A 17,625-nucleotide genomic window follows, 5' to 3' on the forward strand; every position below is an offset into this window, starting at 1 on the left:
GCCCCCGTTCGGGGTCGCGGCGGGCGGCGCGATGCGGTATCGGGCCCGCCGGGGCATGACCACGCCGCGGCGATGTACTAGAGTTATCTCGACATCGAGATATCTGCCGAAAGGCGTACCGCCGCCGCGCCAGTAAGGCATGCCTAACTAAGGCTCACCTTACCGGATCGGCGCGGACCTGCGACGGCAGGATGCGGTGGGTACGCGCGAATTCATGCATGAAGGAGACTGTCGTGTCGGCGAACAGCTTCGACGCCCGCAGCACGCTGCAGGTGGGCGACGAGTCGTACGAGATCTTCCGGCTGGACAAGGTGGAGGGCTCCGCCCGTCTGCCCTACAGCCTGAAGGTGCTGCTGGAGAACCTGCTCCGCACCGAGGACGGCGCGAACATCACCGCCGACCACATCCGGGCGCTGGGCGGATGGGACTCCCAGGCCCAGCCCAGCCAGGAGATCCAGTTCACGCCGGCCCGCGTGATCATGCAGGACTTCACCGGCGTCCCCTGCGTCGTCGACCTCGCCACCATGCGTGAGGCCGTCAAGGAGCTGGGCGGCGACCCGGCGAAGATCAACCCGCTCGCCCCGGCCGAGCTGGTCATCGACCACTCCGTCATCGCCGACAAGTTCGGCACCAACGACGCCTTCGCCCAGAACGTCGAGCTGGAGTACGGCCGCAACCGCGAGCGCTACCAGTTCCTGCGCTGGGGCCAGACCGCCTTCGACGAGTTCAAGGTCGTCCCCCCGGGCACCGGCATCGTCCACCAGGTCAACATCGAGAAGCTGGCCCGCACCGTCATGGTGCGAAACGGCCAGGCCTACCCCGACACCCTGGTCGGCACCGACTCGCACACCACGATGGTCAACGGCCTGGGCGTCCTGGGCTGGGGCGTCGGCGGCATCGAGGCCGAGGCCGCGATGCTCGGCCAGCCGGTCTCCATGCTGATCCCGCGCGTCGTCGGCTTCAAGCTGACCGGCGAGCTGCCCGCCGGCACCACCGCCACCGACCTCGTCCTCACGATCACCGAGATGCTGCGCAAGCACGGCGTGGTCGGCAAGTTCGTCGAGTTCTACGGTGAGGGCGTCGCCGCCACCTCGCTCGCCAACCGCGCCACCATCGGCAACATGTCGCCGGAGTTCGGCTCCACCGCCGCGATCTTCCCGATCGACGACGAGACCCTGAACTACCTGCGTCTGACCGGCCGTGACGCGCAGCAGGTCGCGCTCGTCGAGGCGTACGCCAAGGAGCAGGGCCTCTGGCTCGACCCGGCCGCCGAGCCCGACTTCTCCGAGAAGCTGGAGCTGGACCTCTCCACGGTCGTCCCGTCGATCGCCGGCCCGAAGCGTCCGCAGGACCGCATCGTCCTCGCCAACGCCGCGCAGCAGTTCGCCGTCGACGTGCGCAACTACGTCTCCGTGGACGAGGAGGCCGGCAAGGAGTCCTTCCCGGCGTCCGACGCCCCGGCCGTCTCCCCGAACGGCGTCCCGTCGAACCCGGTCACCGTCACCGCCCCCGACGGCTCGACCTACGAGATCGACCACGGTGCGGTGACGGTCGCGGCCATCACCTCCTGCACCAACACCTCGAACCCGTACGTCATGGTCGCCGCCGCGCTCGTCGCGAAGAAGGCCGTGGAGAAGGGCCTGACCCGCAAGCCGTGGGTCAAGACCACCCTCGCCCCGGGCTCGAAGGTCGTCACCGACTACTTCGACAAGGCGGGCCTGACGCCGTACCTGGACAAGGTCGGCTTCAACCTCGTCGGCTACGGCTGCACCACCTGCATCGGCAACTCCGGCCCGCTGCCGGAGGAGGTCTCCAAGGCCGTCAACGACCACGACCTCGCGGTCACCTCGGTCCTCTCCGGCAACCGGAACTTCGAGGGCCGGATCAACCCCGACGTCAAGATGAACTACCTGGCGTCCCCGCCGCTGGTCGTCGCGTACGCGCTGGCCGGTTCGATGAAGATCAACATCACCGAGGAGGCGCTCGGCACCGACCAGGACGGCAAGCCGGTCTTCCTCAAGGACATCTGGCCGACCGAGGCCGAGGTCAACGACGTCGTGGCGAACGCCATCGGCGAGGACATGTTCAACAAGTCCTACGAGGACGTCTTCGCGGGCGACGCCCAGTGGCAGGCCCTGCCGATCCCCACCGGCAACACCTTCGAGTGGGACGGCGAGTCCACCTACGTCCGCAAGCCCCCGTACTTCGAGGGCATGGCGATGGAGCCGTCGCCGGTCGGCGACATCGCGGGCGCCCGCGTCCTCGCCAAGCTGGGCGACTCGGTCACCACCGACCACATCTCGCCCGCCGGTGCCATCAAGGCCGACACCCCGGCCGGCAAGTACCTCACCGAGCACGGTGTGGAGCGCCGCGACTTCAACAGCTACGGCTCGCGCCGCGGTAACCACGAGATCATGATCCGTGGCACCTTCGCCAACATCCGCCTGCGCAACCAGATCGCGCCGGGCACCGAGGGCGGCTTCACCCGCGACTTCACGCAGGCGGACGGCCCCGTGTCGTTCATCTACGACGCGTCGCAGAACTACCAGGCCGCCGGCACCCCGCTGGTCATCCTGGCCGGCAAGGAGTACGGCTCCGGCTCCTCCCGCGACTGGGCCGCCAAGGGCACCGCGCTCCTCGGTGTCAAGGCCGTCATCGCCGAGTCGTACGAGCGCATCCACCGCTCGAACCTCATCGGCATGGGCGTCCTGCCGCTCCAGTTCCCCGAGGGCGCGTCCGCCGAGTCGCTGGGCCTGAGCGGCGAGGAGACCTTCTCGGTCACCGGCGTCACCGAGCTGAACGACGGCACCACCCCGCGCACCGTCAAGGTCACCACCGACTCCGGCGTGGAGTTCGACGCGGTCGTCCGCATCGACACCCCCGGCGAGGCGGACTACTACCGCAACGGCGGCATCCTGCAGTACGTCCTGCGCTCGCTGATCAACAGCTGATCCGGGATCTTCCGGCCGCCTGACGGCCGGAGAAGCCGAAGGGCCGCACCCCGACCGACCGGGGTGCGGCCCTTCGGCGTGCCGGGATCAGCTCAGCAACTCCACCTCCGCCAACGTCCCGCCGCCCTCCGGGACGAGGCGGTAGTGCGCGTAGCGTGCGGGGGACGGGACGGAGAACGCCCGGGTCTGGTGGTCCCAGCGGAAGGTCTCGGCGGTGCGGTGGTCGAGCTTCGTCCAGGAGGTGCCGTCCGGGGAGCCCTCCAGGGTCCAGCCCCCGGGGGCCGTGGCGCGGTCGGCCGAGGTGAGGGTGTACGTGGTGACCTGGGCGGCCTCGGGCAGGTCGACGCGGGTGGGGGTGAACGGTGCCGCGGTGGCGGAGGTGTTGTCGAAGAGCGGGCCGGCGGACGGGTCGGTGACGTCCGCGGGCGGGGCCGGCACCTTGTCGTCATGGGTGAGGGAGGCCGGGGCGGCGTTCTTCCCGGTGCCCCAGGACGAGGGGCTCTCGCCCATGGCGAAGTCCAAGGTGGCGCCGCGGGCCAGCAGGGCGTGCGGCAGCGCGGTGGACGTCCACGCCTTGCCGTTGACGCGCAGGCCCTGGACGTAGACGTTCCGGGCGTTGTTGCGCGGGGCGTTGATCACCAGGTCGCGGCCGTTCTCCAGGTGCACGGTGGCCTTGGTGAAGAGCGGGGAGCCGATCGCGTACTCGCCCTCGCCCATCACCAGCGGGTGGAAGCCGAGGGCGCCGAAGACGTACCACGCGGACATCTCGCCGTTGTCCTCGTCGCCCGGATAGCCCTGGCCGATGTCGCTGCCGGTGTAGAGCCGGGCCAGCACCTCACGCACCTTCGCCTGGGTCTTCCAGGGCTGACCGGCCGCGTCGTAGAGGTAGGCGATGTGGTGCGAGGGCTGGTTGCTGTGGCCGTACATGCCCATGCGGGTGTCGCGCGCCTCGGTCATCTCGTGGATGACGTCGCCGTAGGAGCCGGCGAACTCCTTGGCGCCCGTCTCCGGCGTCGCGAAGTACGCATCGAGCTTCTTCGCGAGGCCCGCCCGGCCGCCGTAGAGGTTGGCCAGGCCGCGGGTGTCCTGCGGCGCGGGGAAGGCGTACGTCCAGGCGTTGGTCTCGGTGTAGTCGTGGCCCCATACGCGCGGGTCGAACTTCTGCGGCGGCAGCCGCCAGGCGCCCTTGGCGTCGCGGCCCTGGAAGAAGCCGACCGCGGGGTCGAAGAGCCGGACGTAGTTCCGTGCCCGGCCGAGGAAGTAGGCGGACTCCTCCTTGTAGCGGGCCTGGTGGGTCTTCGCGTACAGCGCCTGTCCCATGCGGGCGATGCCGAAGTCGTTGAGGTAGCCCTCCAGCGCCCAGGACAGGCCCTCGCGGGTGTCGGTCGAGGTGTAGCCGAGGAACGGTGAGGTGGTCATGCCCTTGCGGCCCACTCCGGACTGCGGCGGCGCGACCGTGGCGTTCTTCACCGCCGCCTCGTACGCGGCCTCGGCGTCGAAGCGCACGCCCTTGCGGTACGCATCGGCGAACGCCACGTCCGAGCTGGTGCCCGTCATCAGGTCCGCGTAGCCGGGCGATGACCAGCGCGAGGTCCAGCCACCGTCCTTGTACTGCTGGACGAAGCCGTCGACCAGCTTCCCGGCCCGGCCGGGGGTGAGCAGCGCATAGGCGGGCCAGGCGGTGCGGTAGGTGTCCCAGAAGCCGTTGTTGACATGGACCTGGCCGTCGACGATCTTCGCGCCGGTGTGCGTCGGGGTGTCCTCGCCGGCCGGCGGGGAGAACGGGCTGGCGTAGCGGGTGCGCGAACCGACCTGCTCCGAGCCGGAGTTGGGGTAGAGGTAGAGCCGGTAGAGGTTGGAGTAGAGGGTGGTCAGCTGGTCGCCGGTCGCGCCCTCGACTTCGATGCGGCCCAGCAGAGCGTCCCACTGCGCCTGGGCCCGGCGCTCGGTGGTGGCGAACGGCGTCCCGGCCGGTATCTCCCGGTCGAGGTTGGCCTTCGCCTGGGCGGTGCCGATCAGGGAAGTGGCCAGCCGCAGCGTCACCGTGCGGTCCTTGCCGGGCGCGAACCGCAGATAGCCGGTGACGTCCTTGCCGCCGCCTCCGTCGAGCCGCCCGCCTCCGGTGACCGGCGCGTCGAAGGTCCCGTGGACGAAGAGGCGGGTGGCGCCCGTCGACGAGCCGCTCTTGACGTCGGAGTAGCCGCTGACGGTGCCGTGCTCCGGGTCGAGCGTGAGACCGCCCTTGTTGTTGACGTTGTCGAAGATCAGGTTCGCGTCGTCGCCGGGGAAGGTGAAGCGCATCTGGGCGGCGTGGTCGGTGGGGGCGATCTCCGCCTTGAGGCCGTTGTCGAAGGTGACGCCGTAGTAGTGCGGCCGGGCCGTCTCCCTCTCGTGGTGGAACGGCAGTGCGCGGGCGGTGCGGGAGGCGTTCGGGGTGCCCGCCGCGGTGGACGGCATGACCTGGAACGTCTGCCGGTCGCCCATCCACGGGCTGGGCTCGTGGCTGGCGGCGAACGCCTGGAGGGTGGGGAGGTTGTCGGCGTTGTTCTTGCGGGCGTACTCGTAGAGCCAGTCCGTCGAGCCGGCATCGGTCACCGGCGTCCAGAAGGTGAAACCGTTCGGGACGGCGGTCGCCGGGAAGGTGTTGCCGCGCGAGAAGCTGCCGCTGGAGAGCGTGCCGCGGGTGGTCCGCACGTAGTCGGAGAGATGGGCGCGCGGCTTCTCGGGCGCCTGCCGGCCGAGGGTGAGGTCGTCGATCCAGCCGCGGAAGGCCGGGGCCGTGCGCGGGGCGCGCGGTGCGTCGTACGCGACGAGGATCCGCTCGACGGTCTTCCCGGCGGCGACCGCGCCGATGCGGGCGGTGCGCGCGTTCCACTGGTTGACGTAGAGCATCCGGGCGTCGGCCTGGCCGCGCGGCGTCAGCGGCGCCCCGTACTGGTCGGTGGCGCCCAGCTCGCTGAGGTGGCTGCCGTCGGTGAAGGCCAGATCCACCGCGACATGGGTGGCCGGGTACTCCGGATCGGCCGTGACCATCTCCGGGAAGATCTTGTACGAGAGCGTGGTGTCCGCGGTGACGGGCGCGTGGACGGCGAAGACCTTGTTGTACGCGTAGCCGCGGCCGGCGGCGGTGTGGGTGCCGGCGTACTCCAGGGCGTGCCGGCCGGAGAAACCGGCGCCGTTCCTGGACGTCGGCGTGGACTCGGGCCCGGTGCCGGTACGGGTGGCCATGCCCGGGGCGGCGGGGCCGGCGGGCGGGGTGACCCCGTCCGCCCTGGGGTGGCCGTCGGGGCCCCGCTCGGCGGTGTCGGTCCAGTCGGGCGCCGGCTGCCCCGGCTCGAAGGAGGAGCTGAACCCGCCTGCCGCGGGCGGGGGCTGGCGCGGGGTGGCCCCGGCCGCCGGGCCGAAGGCGGTGACGGTGAGCAGCGCGGCCGCCACCAGTGCGGTGGGGCGGGCGAGCGTCCGTAACGGGGTGTGCCGGTGTCCGATCCGCACGCGAACCCTCTCAACAAGGTTGACATCGTTGTCAGTTGCAGCGTTCGGAGACAAGTAAGGAGGGCGGCCCGTCGGGTGTCAAGGGTGGGGGAGGCGGCGCACGGGCCGGGGTGTGTGCCGTGGTGCGACGCGGTGCGCGCCGGGGTGCGCCCGGCCGGTTCGACCAGGTCTCAACTCGGGAAAGAGAGTGAGGAACGCCGCATTCGATCTTGCCCCGTCACCCGAAAGTGGACTATACCTGTCGGCGTCCGAACGGCCCGTCAACGGCCGTGGATCCGGGGGGAAATGCGGGTGGCCGAATGCGCCCGCGGTTCCCTGGCAGACCCGGCGCACATCCCGTACCACTCAGCTCCATCTGACGACCTGCGGTGCCGGGGAGTTTCGTGCACCGCCTGAGTCCTGAAGAAGGCGAGGACTTGAGCATGGGATCCACCTCGGAATTCAACCGGCGCGATCTGGTCAAGCGGGCAGCGGCCATGGGAATCGTCGCGCTCCCCGCCATGAGTTTCCTTTCCGCCTGCGCCAGCTCCGGCGGTGGCGGCGGCGACAAGGCGGCGAAGGGCACCAAGTCGGCGAAGAATCCGCTCGCGGTCAATGACAGCGCAGGTCTGGACGTCGTCATCTTCGACGGCGGCTTCGGCGACGCCTACGCCAAGAGCGCACTGGCGGAGTACACCAAGGCCTTTCCGAAGGCCGCCGGAAAAGCCAAGCTGACCTCCACCCAGAAGATCCAGTCGACGCTGCAGCCGCGTTTCAACGGCGGCAACCCGCCGGATCTCGTCGACAACTCCGGCGCCGAGCAGATGGATTTCGGAACCCTCGTCAGCAAGGACCAGCTGACCGACCTCAACGCCCTCCTCGACGCCCCGTCGATCGACGACCCGGCCAAGAAGGTACGCGACACGCTGCGCCCCGGCGTCGTCGAAATGGGACAGTTCGGCGGCAAGGAAACCTGGATCCTCTACTACGCGTACACCGTCTACGGCGTGTGGTATTCGAGAGGGAATCTCGCGAAACTCGACGCGGAATATCCCGAAACCTGGGACGACATGCTCGCGCTCTGCGCGAAGGCCAAGAAGAAGGGCATAGCCGGGTGGACGTATCCGGGTAAGTACCCGTACTACTTCCCGTTCTCCCTCTACCCCTTCATCGGCAAGATCGGCGGCCCGGAGGTGCTGCGGCGGATCGACAACCTGGAGCCGAACGCCTGGCTGGACCCGGCGGTCAAGGCGGCGTTCGAGGCGTACTACGAGCTGTACCGCAAGGGCTACATCCTCAAGGGCTCGCCCGGTCTCGACCACCTCCAGTCGCAGAACGCCTGGGCCGAGGGGAAGGCGCTCTTCATCCCCAACGGCTCCTGGGTGGAGAACGAATCCGCCAAGCAGATCGCCCAGGACCCGCACTTCGACCTCGCGGTCGGCGCCCCGTCCAGCCTCTCCGCCGCGGACAAGATGCCCTTCGGCACCCTCTGGGCGTCCGGCGGCGAGCCGTACATCGTCCCGAAGCAGGCGCACAACGCCGAGGGCGGCATGGAGCTGCTGCGCGTCATGCTCGGCAAGAAGGCGGCGCAGACCTTCATCAAGCAGGTCTCCTCGCTGACCTCGCTGGACGGCGGAACGGACGGCGTCCAGCTGCCGCCGGGGCTCGCCTCCGCGCAGTCCGTACTGGAAAAGGCGGGGAAGAACGTCCTCAACCCCCGGCTCCAGGACTGGTATGTCGCGCTGCAGAAGGAAAAGATCGGCGTCGGCGCCATCGGCGAAATGATGGCCGGCCGGATGACGCCCGACGAGGCGATCAAAAAGATCCAGAAGTACGCGGACGACACCCGCGCGGACTCCAGCGTCACCAAGTACAAGCGCTGACCCATGAGGGGAGCGAGCCACCGGCACCATCCGCAGCGCAAGAACGGGACCGGCAGTCATGCAGCACGGTAAATACCGTTTCATCGCGGGATTCCTGATCGTTCCGCTGGTGATTTACGCGGTCTTCGTGATCTCACCCTTCGTACAGGCCATCTACTACTCCCTCACGGACTGGACGGGCCTGAGCCCGGACCTGCGGATGGTCGGCTTCGACAACTACCTACGCCTCTTCCATGACTCCGTCTTCTGGGCCGCGGTCGGAAACAGCGTGACGCTGTTGCTGCTGCTGCCCATGGTCACGCTCAGTCTCGGGCTGTTCTTCGCCTTCATGCTCAATGTCGGCGGCCGCCGCCGGAAGAAGGCGGTCATCGGCGGAGTGCGCGGATCCGGCGTCTACAAGATCATTTACTTCTTCCCGCAGGTGCTGTCCGTCCCGATCGTCGCGCTGCTGTTCCAGTTCGCGTACAACCCGGAAAGCGGCGCCCTGAACGCCTTTCTCGACGCCGTCGGCCTCGACGGCGTGCAGCCGAACTGGCTGGGCGACCCGCAGCTCGCGCTGTGGTGCGTCATGGGCGCCATGGTGTGGGCCAATGTCGGTTTCTACGTCGTGCTGTTCTCGGCCGGGATGAGTTCGATTCCCAAGGACTTCTACGAGGCCGCGCTGCTGGACGGCGCGAACCGCGTGAACACGTTCTTCCGGATCACCCTGCCACTGCTGTGGGACACCGTGCAGACCGGCTGGATCTACATGGGAATTCTCGCGCTGGACGTCTCCGCCTTCGCCTTCGTGCAGATCATGAGCGTCGGCCCGGGCGGCCCCGACTACTCGACCGAGGTCCTGCCGCTCTACGTCTACCAGCGGACCTTCCGCGACGGTCAGGCCGGATACGCGACCGCCATCGGCGTCTCCCTGCTGATCGTGACCCTCGTCTTCTCGGCCGTCGTGATGCGGCTGGGACGGCGCGAGCGACTGGAGTTCTGATGAGTGCGCAGACCGAGCCCGCCGCCCGCCACGCCACGCCGAAGGGCGGACCGGGCCGCGCGGGGCGCCGCGGCGGCGAGGGCGGCGTGCTGAACGTCTTCTCCCACGGGGTCCTGGTGATCTGGGGCCTGCTGGTCACCATGCCGCTGCTGTGGGCGGTGGTCTCCTCCTTCAAGGACGACGCGGAGATCTTCAGCTCGCCGTGGAGCCTGCCCTCCGTGCTGCACCCCGACAACTGGGTGCGCGCCTGGGAGAAGGCGAACATGGGCGAGTACTTCCTCAACTCGCTGATCGTGGTGGGCGGTTCGCTGATCGGCACGATGGTGCTCGGCTCGATGGCGGCCTATGTGCTGGCCCGCTTCGACTTCCCCGGCAACCGCTTCGTCTACTTCCTCTTCGTCGGCGGCATGGGCTTCCCGGTGATCCTGGCGCTGGTGCCGCTCTTCTTCGTCATGAAGAACATGGCGCTGCTGGACACCTACCACGGGCTGATCGGCGTCTACATCGCCTACTCGCTGCCGTTCACGGTCTTCTTCCTCAGCGGGTTCTTCAAGACGCTGCCGACCTCGGTGGCGGAGGCGGCGCTCATCGACGGCGCCTCCCACACCCGTACGTTCTTCCAGGTCATGCTGCCGATGGCGAAGCCGGGCCTGATCAGCGTCGGCATCTTCAACTTCCTCGGGCAGTGGAACCAGTACCTGCTGCCGACCGTGCTCAACGTCGGCGACCCGCACAAGAAGATGCTCACCCAGGGACTGGTCGCGCTCGCGGTCAGCCAGGGGTACAAGGGCGACTGGTCCGGGCTCTTCGCCGGGCTGACCATCGCGATGCTGCCGGTGCTCGCGGCATACATCATCTTCCAGCGGCAGGTGGTCGCCGGCCTCACCGCCGGCGCGCTCAAGTAGCCGCCGGACCGCGAGGGCCCCGCGCCGCCCACAGGGGGGCGCGGGGCTTTCGGCTGTCCACGCCGCGCGGCCCCCGGCCGCCCCGGGGCGCTCCGGCGCGGGCGCCCGTCCGGCGTGGTGGGGCGACCGCTCCGGCGCGCCCGCCTCGCCCCTGCCACCTCCGGTCGAGGACTTGACGGGAGGTGATCCGTACGGCTCAGCTTAGATTCACATGTTGGAGACAAGCCGGGCCCCGCTGGTGTGGTCCGGTCCGGCGGACGGTCGTCGTGCCGTACGCCTTGGGCGGGAGTGGATGAGCCGATGGAGACTCCGGGGTCGCAGTCCTCGCTGCACCGGGCCAATCTGGAGCGGGTCGTGCGGGCGGTGCGCATGGCGGGCTCGCTCACCCAGGCGGAGATCGCCCGCAGCACGGGGCTGTCCGCGGCGACCGTCTCGAATATCGTTCGTGAGTTGAAGGACGGCGGCACCGTCGAGGTGACGCCCACCTCCGCCGGGGGCCGCCGGGCCCGCAGCGTGTCCCTCTCCGGCGACGCCGGCATCGTCGTCGGCGTCGATTTCGGCCACTCCCACCTGCGGGTCGCGGTCGGCAACCTCGCCCACCAGGTGCTCGCCGAGGACGCCGAGCCGATCGACGTGGACGCCTCCGCCGCCGAGGGGCTGGATCGCGCCGAGCGGCTGGTCGCCCGGCTCGTCGAGGCGACCGGCATCGCCCCAGGCAAGGTCATCGGCGTCGGACTCGGCGTGCCCGGCCCCCTCGACGTCGAGTCGGGCACCCTCGGCTCCACCGCGATCCTGCCGGGCTGGAGCGGCACCAACCCGGGCGCGGAGCTGTCCGGCCGCCTCGGCGTCCCCGTCCACGCCGACAACGACGCCAACCTAGGCGCCCTGGGCGAGCTGGTGTGGGGCGCCGGGCGCGGCGCCGCCGACCTCGCGTACATCAAGGTGGCCAGCGGCGTCGGCGCCGGGCTGGTCATCGGCGGGCGGATCTACCGCGGGCCCGGCGGCACGGCGGGCGAGATCGGCCACATCACGCTGGACGAGTCCGGGCCGGTCTGCCGCTGCGGCAACCGCGGCTGCCTGGAGACCTTCACCGCCGCCCGCTACGTCCTGCCGCTGCTCCAGCCGAGCCACGGCCCGGATCTGACGATGGCGCGCGTGGTGGAGCTGGCCCGCGAGGGCGACCCGGGGTGCCGCCGGGTCATCGCGGACGTGGGCCGCCACATCGGCAGCGGCGTCGCCAACCTCTGCAATCTGCTCAACCCCAGCCGGGTGGTGCTCGGCGGCGATCTCGCGGAGGCGGGGGAGCTGGTGCTCGGCCCGATCCGCGAGTCGGTGTCGCGGTACGCGATCCCCAGTGCGGCACGGCAGTTGGGTGTGGTGCCGGGCACGCTGGGCGGCCGCGCCGAGGTGCTCGGGGCGCTCGCGCTGGTGCTCAGCGAGATGGGCGACGCCACCCTGCTGGACGGCGCGCAGGCCGCCCACGGCGCCGCGCCGGCCTGAGAAGGTCCGGTGCACGGAATGTGGCCGAGGTGCGGCTGACTTCAGACACCTAACGTATGGCACCGTTGTCATCTCGTTAAGAATTTACTCCTTGACGGCCCGCTGGCGGCCGAGTTGACTTCCAGCCACCTCGGCCGCAAGGACGCGGCCTCGTCAGGGAGGCAAGCTCACATGAATGTCTGGACGCGTCGCGCCGTCATAGGCACCGCCGCCGTTTCGATGGCCCTCTCGGTCGCCGCCTGCGGCAAGGCGGGCGACGGCGACAAGGCCGCGGGCGGGGACGGCAAGACCATCGGCCTGCTGCTGCCGGAGAACAAGACCACCCGCTACGAGACCTTCGACCGGCCGCTCATGGAGGCGAAGATCAAGGCGCTGTGCGCCGACTGCGAGGTCAAGTACAACAACGCGGCGCAGGAGACCGAGACCCAGAAGAAGCAGTTCGACGCGCTGATCACCCAGGGCGTCAAGGTGATCATCCTGGACCCGGTCGACTACAAGGCCACCAAGTCCTGGGTCAACCAGGCGGCCAAGAAGGGCGTCAAGGTCGTCGCGTACGACCGGCTGGCCGAGGGCGAGATCTCCGCGTACGTCTCCTACGACAACGAGAAGATCGGCCGTCTCCAGGGCGAGGCGCTGGTCAAGGCGCTCGGCAGCGACGCCAAGGACAGCAACGTCGTGATGATCAACGGCTCGCCGACCGACGCCAACGCGCCGTTCTTCAAGAAGGGCGCGCACACCGTCCTCGACAAGCAGGTCAAGAAGATCGTCTACGAGCAGGACATCCCCGACTGGTCGTCGGACGAGGCCAACAAGAAGATGAGCGCGGCCATCGACTCGCTCGGCAAGGACGGCTTCCAGGGCGTCTACGCCGCCAACGACGGCGAGGCGGGCGGCGTGATCACCGCCCTCAAGCAGCAGGGCGTCGAGGTCCCGGTCGGCGGCCAGGACTCCGAACTGGCGGGCCTGCAGCGCGTCCTCAAGGGCGACCAGGCGTTCACCATCTACAAGCAGATCAAGCCGCAGGCGGACGCCACCGCCGAGATCGCGGTGAAGCTCCTCAAGGGCGGGAAGATCGACGCGCTGGCGCCCACCAAGGTCGACAGCCTCAGCGGCGACGTCAAGGGCATCCCGGCGAAGCTCTACGACGCCCAGGTCGTGACCAAGGACAACGTCAAGGACACGATCATCAAGGACAAGGTCTACCAGGTGAGCCAGCTCTGCACCGCCGATGTGAAGGCGGCGTGCGAGAAGGCCGGTATCAAGTAGCCCGCCCGGCCCGGCCCGGGGCGCGGGAGGCGGCACCGTCCGCCGTCCCGCGCCCCGGGCGGGCCACCGCGGACGGCCCCGGGCCGCCGGCGCCGCGCACCGCCCCCGCGCCGCGGGCCCGCACCGGCCGCCGCCCCCGGCACCCCGGTGCCCCGCCGCACCCCCACCCCCCTCGCAGAACCCGGTGCCCCGCACCACCGTCCCGCCCCTGTGAAGGCGGCGAAGGAGATGATGTCCGTGTCCGCTACGCCCGTGCTGGCGTTGCGCAAGGTCTCCAAGCGGTTCGGCGCCGTCCAGGCGCTCACCGACGTCACGCTGGAGATCCACCCCGGTGAGGTGGTCGCCCTGGTCGGCGACAACGGCGCCGGCAAGTCCACCCTCGTCAAGACGATCTCGGGCGTGCACCCGGTCGACGACGGCACCATCGAGTGGGAGGGCGCGCCGGTCCGCATCACCAAGCCGCACGACGCCCAGGAGCTGGGCGTCGCCACCGTCTACCAGGACCTCGCGCTCTGCGACAACCTCGACGTCGTCGCCAACCTCTACCTCGGCAACGAGCTGCGCGGCGCGGGCGTCCTGGACGAGATCGCGATGGAGAAGCGGGCCAAGGAGCTGCTGGACACGCTCTCCATCCGCATCCCCAGCGTCCGCATCCCGGTCGCGGCGCTCTCCGGCGGTCAGCGGCAGGTCGTCGCCATCGCCCGCGCGCTGATCGGCGAGCCGAAGGTCGTCATCCTCGACGAGCCGACCGCCGCGCTCGGCGTCGAGCAGACCGCACAGGTCCTCGACCTCGTGGAGCGGCTGCGCGAGCGGAACCTCGGCACCATCCTCATCAGCCACAACATGGCCGACGTCCAGGCCGTCGCCGACCGGGTCGCGGTGCTCCGCCTCGGCCGCAACAACGGCACCTTCGACGTCGCCGCCACCTCGCACGAAGAGATCATCGCGGCCATCACCGGCGCCTCGGACAACGCCGTCACCCGCCGCCGGGCACGCACCGAGCAGGGCAGGAAGGAGGAGGCGCGATGAGTGACCTCACCAAGAAGACGGCGGACGCCACCGCACCGGAGCCCGCCGAGGCGCCCGCCGCCCCGGCCGTCGACCCCCGCCTCCTCGTCCGCGAGCGGGGCTTGGCCGGGTACCTGGAGGAGTTCGCCCGCCGGCTGCGCGGCGGTGAGCTGGGGTCGCTGCCGGTCGTCGTCGGGCTGATCGTCATCGCCGTCGTCTTCCAGCTGAAGAACAGCTCCTTCCTCTCCGCCGGCAGCCTCGCCAACATCGGCGTCTACACCTCCGGCCTCGGCATCATGGCCGTCGGCATCGTCTTCGTGCTGCTGCTCGGCGAGATCGACCTCTCCGTCGGCTCGGTCGCCGGCGTCGGCGCGGCGGTGTGGGCGGTGCTGAGCGTCACCCACGGCGTCAGCGACTGGCTCGCCGTCCTCATCGCCGTCGCCGCGGGCGCCGCCATCGGCACGCTCCACGGCTTCTTCTTCGCCAGGGTCGGCGTCCCCGCGTTCGTCGTCACGCTCGCCGGATTCCTCGGCTGGAGCGGTCTGCAGATCTGGCTGATGGGCAAGGAGGGCTCCATCAACACGCCCTCGGGCAGCGTGGTGGAGAACCTCACCGGCTACTACTTCGAGGACAAGGCGGCCGCCTACGGCCTCGCCCTCGTCGCCGTCCTCGCCTACGCCGGATCGCTTCTGTGGGAGGCGCGCCGCCGCCGGGCCGCGGCGCTGCCGTCCCGCCCGGCGAGCGAGATCGCGCTGCGCACCGGCGTCGTCGCGGTCCTCGCCTTCGCCGTCGCCTACGTGCTGAACGAACCGGCCGGCGCCCGCGGGCTGCCGCTGGCGCTGGTGCTCTTCCTCGCCGTCCTCGTCCTCGCCGACTTCGTGGTGCGCCGCACCGCCTACGGGCGGCAGATCTTCGCGGTCGGCGGCAACGCGGAGGCGGCCCGCCGCGCCGGCATCAACGTGGGCCGCGTCCGCATCACGGTCTTCGCGGTCTCCGGCATGCTGGCGGCCTTCGGCGGCCTCTTCATCGCCAGCCTCTCCGGCGGCGCCACCAAGAACCTCGGCGCCGGCAACACCCTGATGAACGTGATCGCCGCGGCGGTCATCGGCGGCACCAGCCTCTTCGGCGGCCGCGGCAAGATCTGGTCCGCGCTGCTCGGCATGCTCGTGATCCAGTCGATTCAGCAGGGGCTGAACCTCCTCGGCATGGCGAGTGAGATCCAATACATGATCACCGGTGCGGTGCTGCTCGCGGCGGTCGTCATCGACTCGCTCTCCCGCCGTACGCAGAAGACCGCCGGACGGACCTGATCCCCCTCCCGCACCCGTGCGCAGCGGCCCCCACCAGGCACCTTCCGGTGGGGGCCGCCCGTGTGCGGTGGACGGCCGAATCCCACGGGTCACCCGAGTGACATACATCGCGAGGCCCGAAGGTCGCGGCGGGCACCGGAACATTAGACTCGGCTGATCAGCAACCTCGACCAGTTTCGAAGCACGACAAGCAGGGAGGCACAGTGCAGAAGGTGCCGCGCGAAGCGCGCCAGGCCGGGGCGGTGGCCGGAGACGGACGGGAGTTGCTGACCCGTATCGAAGGTCCACGCGACCTGGACCGGCTCACCCCGCAGCAGCTCGGAGAGCTCGCCGGGGAGATCCGTACCTTCCTCGTCGACGCCGTCGCCCGGACCGGCGGCCACCTCGGCCCCAACCTCGGTGTGGTCGAGCTGACCATCGCCCTGCACCGGGTCTTCGACTCCCCCAAGGACCGCGTCCTCTTCGACACCGGACACCAGTCCTATGTCCACAAGCTGCTCACCGGCCGCCAGGACTTCGGCCGGCTGCGCGCCAAGGGCGGCCTGTCCGGCTACCCCTCGCGCGCCGAGTCCGAGCACGACGTCATCGAGAACAGCCACGCCTCGACGGTCCTGGGCTGGGCCGACGGCCTGGCCAAGGCCAACCAGGTCCGCGGCAAGGACGACCACGTCGTCGCGGTGATCGGCGACGGCGCGCTGACCGGCGGCATGGCCTGGGAGGCGCTCAACAACATCGCGGTCGCCAAGGACCGCCCGCTCGTCATCGTCGTCAACGACAACGAGCGCTCCTACGCGCCGACCATCGGCGGTCTCGCCGACCACCTCGCCACGCTGCGCACCACCGACGGCTACGAGAAGTTCCTCGCCCGCGGCAAGGACCTGCTGGAGCGCACCCCGGTCGTCGGCAAGCCGCTCTACGAGACGCTGCACGGCGCCAAGAAGGGCCTCAAGGACTTCATCGCCCCGCAGGGCATGTTCGAGGACCTGGGCCTGAAGTACGTCGGCCCGATCGACGGCCACGACATCGAGGCGCTGGAGTCGGCGCTGACGCGCGCCAAGCGCTTCGGCGGCCCCGTCATCGTCCACTGCCTGACGGAGAAGGGCCGCGGCTACAAGCCCGCCGAGCAGGACGAGGCGGACCGTTTCCACGGCATCGGCGTCATCCACCCGGACACCGGTCTGCCGGTCGCCGCCTCCGGCGCCGACTGGACCTCCGTCTTCGGCGAGGAGATGGTCAAGCTCGGCCACGAGCGCGAGGACATCGTGGCGATCACCGCCGCGATGCTCCAGCCCGTCGGCCTGAAGAAGTTCGCCGCCGCCTTCCCCGACCGGATCTACGACGTCGGCATCGCCGAGCAGCACGGCGCGGTCTCCGCCGCGGGCCTGGCCACCGGCGGTCTGCACCCGGTCTTCGCGCTGTACGCCACGTTCCTCAACCGCGCCTTCGACCAGGTGCTGATGGACGTCGCGCTGCACAAGTGCGGCGTCACCTTCGTCCTGGACCGCTCCGGCGTCACCGGCAGCGACGGCGCCTCCCACAACGGCATGTGGGACATGTCACTGCTCCAGATCGTGCCCGGCCTGCGCATCGCCGCGCCGCGCGACGCCGACCAGGTCCGCGCGCAGCTGCGGGAGGCCGTCGAGGTCGATGACGCGCCGACGGTGGTGCGCTACTCCAAGGGCGCGGTCGGCCCGGCCGTCGAGGCGGTCGGCACGGTCGGCGGCATGGACGTGCTGCGCGCCCCGGTGGCGGTCGCCGGGCGCCCCGATGTGCTGCTGGTCTCGGTCGGCGCGCTCGCCCCGATGTGCCTGGAGGTCGCCGCCCTCCTCGACAAGCAGGGCATCTCCTCCACCGTCGTCGACCCGCGCTGGGTCAAGCCGGTCGACCCGGCGCTGCCCGGCCTCGCCGCCGAGCACCGCGTCGTCGTCACCGTCGAGGACAACATCCGCACCGGCGGCGTCGGCGCCGCCGTCGCGCAGGCGCTGCGGGACGCGGGCGTGGACCTCCCGCTGCGTGACTTCGGCATCCCCGAGCGCTTCCTCGACCACGCCTCCCGCAAGGAGGTCATGGCCGAGATCGGGCTGACCGCGCCGGACATCGCCCGGCAGGTCACCGGCCTGGTGGCCAAGCTCGACGGCCGCTTCGAGGACGCGTCCGCGGGCGCGGCGGGCGCGCCCCGTCCGGCGGAGGTCGCGGGCGACTGACGCCCCTGGCACGCATCGGGCCGGCCGGCCACCTCCGGGTGCGCCGACCGGCCCATCCGTTTGCCCGCCGTCGCGCTCCATAGGGTGAATCGCCGCCGCCCGGGCCCGCCACCCCTGACGATTTGTCTGTGTTGCGGAGAATCTG

General features: G+C 70.3%; 10 protein-coding genes. 9 read left to right on the forward strand and 1 reads right to left on the reverse strand.

Annotation, left to right across the window (positions count from 1 at the left end):
* Positions 1 to 233 precede the first annotated feature (233 nt).
* Positions 234 to 2,951: an aconitate hydratase AcnA gene (acnA, locus tag ABT345_RS20465; protein ID WP_345085467.1), complete on the forward strand. Its 2,718-nt coding sequence runs from the start codon at positions 234 to 236 to the stop codon at positions 2,949 to 2,951.
* Between the two features lie 87 nt (positions 2,952 to 3,038).
* Here acnA and ABT345_RS20470 read toward each other — a convergent pair whose 3' ends face one another.
* Positions 3,039 to 6,443, reverse strand: coding sequence for a GH92 family glycosyl hydrolase (locus tag ABT345_RS20470; protein WP_345085470.1), 3,405 nt, complete (start codon positions 6,441 to 6,443; stop codon positions 3,039 to 3,041).
* Positions 6,444 to 6,865: 422 nt separating this feature from the next.
* Here ABT345_RS20470 and ngcE point away from each other — a divergent pair, with 422 nt between their 5' ends.
* The 8 genes from ngcE (at position 6,866) to dxs (ending at position 17,480) form a co-directional block, all read left to right on the forward strand.
* Positions 6,866 to 8,305 carry an N-acetylglucosamine/diacetylchitobiose ABC transporter substrate-binding protein gene (ngcE, locus tag ABT345_RS20475; protein ID WP_345085473.1) on the forward strand — a complete coding sequence of 480 codons (1,440 nt, stop codon included), beginning with the start codon at positions 6,866 to 6,868 and terminating at the stop codon, positions 8,303 to 8,305.
* A gap of 58 nt (positions 8,306 to 8,363) precedes the next feature.
* The gene (locus tag ABT345_RS20480; RefSeq protein WP_345085476.1) at positions 8,364 to 9,287 is read left to right on the forward strand and encodes a carbohydrate ABC transporter permease; all 924 of its coding nucleotides are present in this window, start codon (positions 8,364 to 8,366) and stop codon (positions 9,285 to 9,287) included.
* Positions 9,287 to 10,192, forward strand: coding sequence for a carbohydrate ABC transporter permease (locus ABT345_RS20485; protein WP_345085479.1), 906 nt, complete (start codon positions 9,287 to 9,289; stop codon positions 10,190 to 10,192). The genes ABT345_RS20480 and ABT345_RS20485 overlap by 1 nt, the downstream gene beginning before the upstream one ends.
* Before the next feature lie 300 nt (positions 10,193 to 10,492).
* Positions 10,493 to 11,692 carry an ROK family transcriptional regulator gene (locus tag ABT345_RS20490; RefSeq protein WP_345085482.1) on the forward strand — a complete coding sequence of 400 codons (1,200 nt, stop codon included), beginning with the start codon at positions 10,493 to 10,495 and terminating at the stop codon, positions 11,690 to 11,692.
* A 171-nt stretch (positions 11,693 to 11,863) separates the two neighbouring features.
* On the forward strand, positions 11,864 to 12,958 hold the full coding sequence (locus ABT345_RS20495; RefSeq protein WP_345085485.1) for a substrate-binding domain-containing protein: 1,095 nt from the start codon (positions 11,864 to 11,866) through the stop codon (positions 12,956 to 12,958).
* Between the two features lie 228 nt (positions 12,959 to 13,186).
* Positions 13,187 to 13,987 (forward strand): ATP-binding cassette domain-containing protein, encoded by an 801-nt coding sequence (locus tag ABT345_RS20500; protein ID WP_345085871.1) that lies wholly within the window; start codon positions 13,187 to 13,189, stop codon positions 13,985 to 13,987.
* A complete protein-coding gene (locus ABT345_RS20505; protein WP_345085488.1) occupies positions 13,984 to 15,276 on the forward strand; it encodes a sugar ABC transporter permease in 1,293 nt (430 codons plus the stop codon). Before ABT345_RS20500 ends, ABT345_RS20505 begins: the two co-directional genes overlap by 4 nt.
* Before the next feature lie 203 nt (positions 15,277 to 15,479).
* Entirely contained in the window at positions 15,480 to 17,480 is a 2,001-nt protein-coding gene (dxs, locus tag ABT345_RS20510) for a 1-deoxy-D-xylulose-5-phosphate synthase (protein WP_345085491.1), read from the forward strand.
* Positions 17,481 to 17,625 lie beyond the last annotated feature (145 nt).

Origin of the sequence: Streptomyces sp. NPDC000404, from assembly GCF_040300365.1 — a bacterium.
In the GTDB taxonomy this organism is placed as follows: domain Bacteria; phylum Actinomycetota; class Actinomycetes; order Streptomycetales; family Streptomycetaceae; genus Streptomyces; species Streptomyces ramulosus.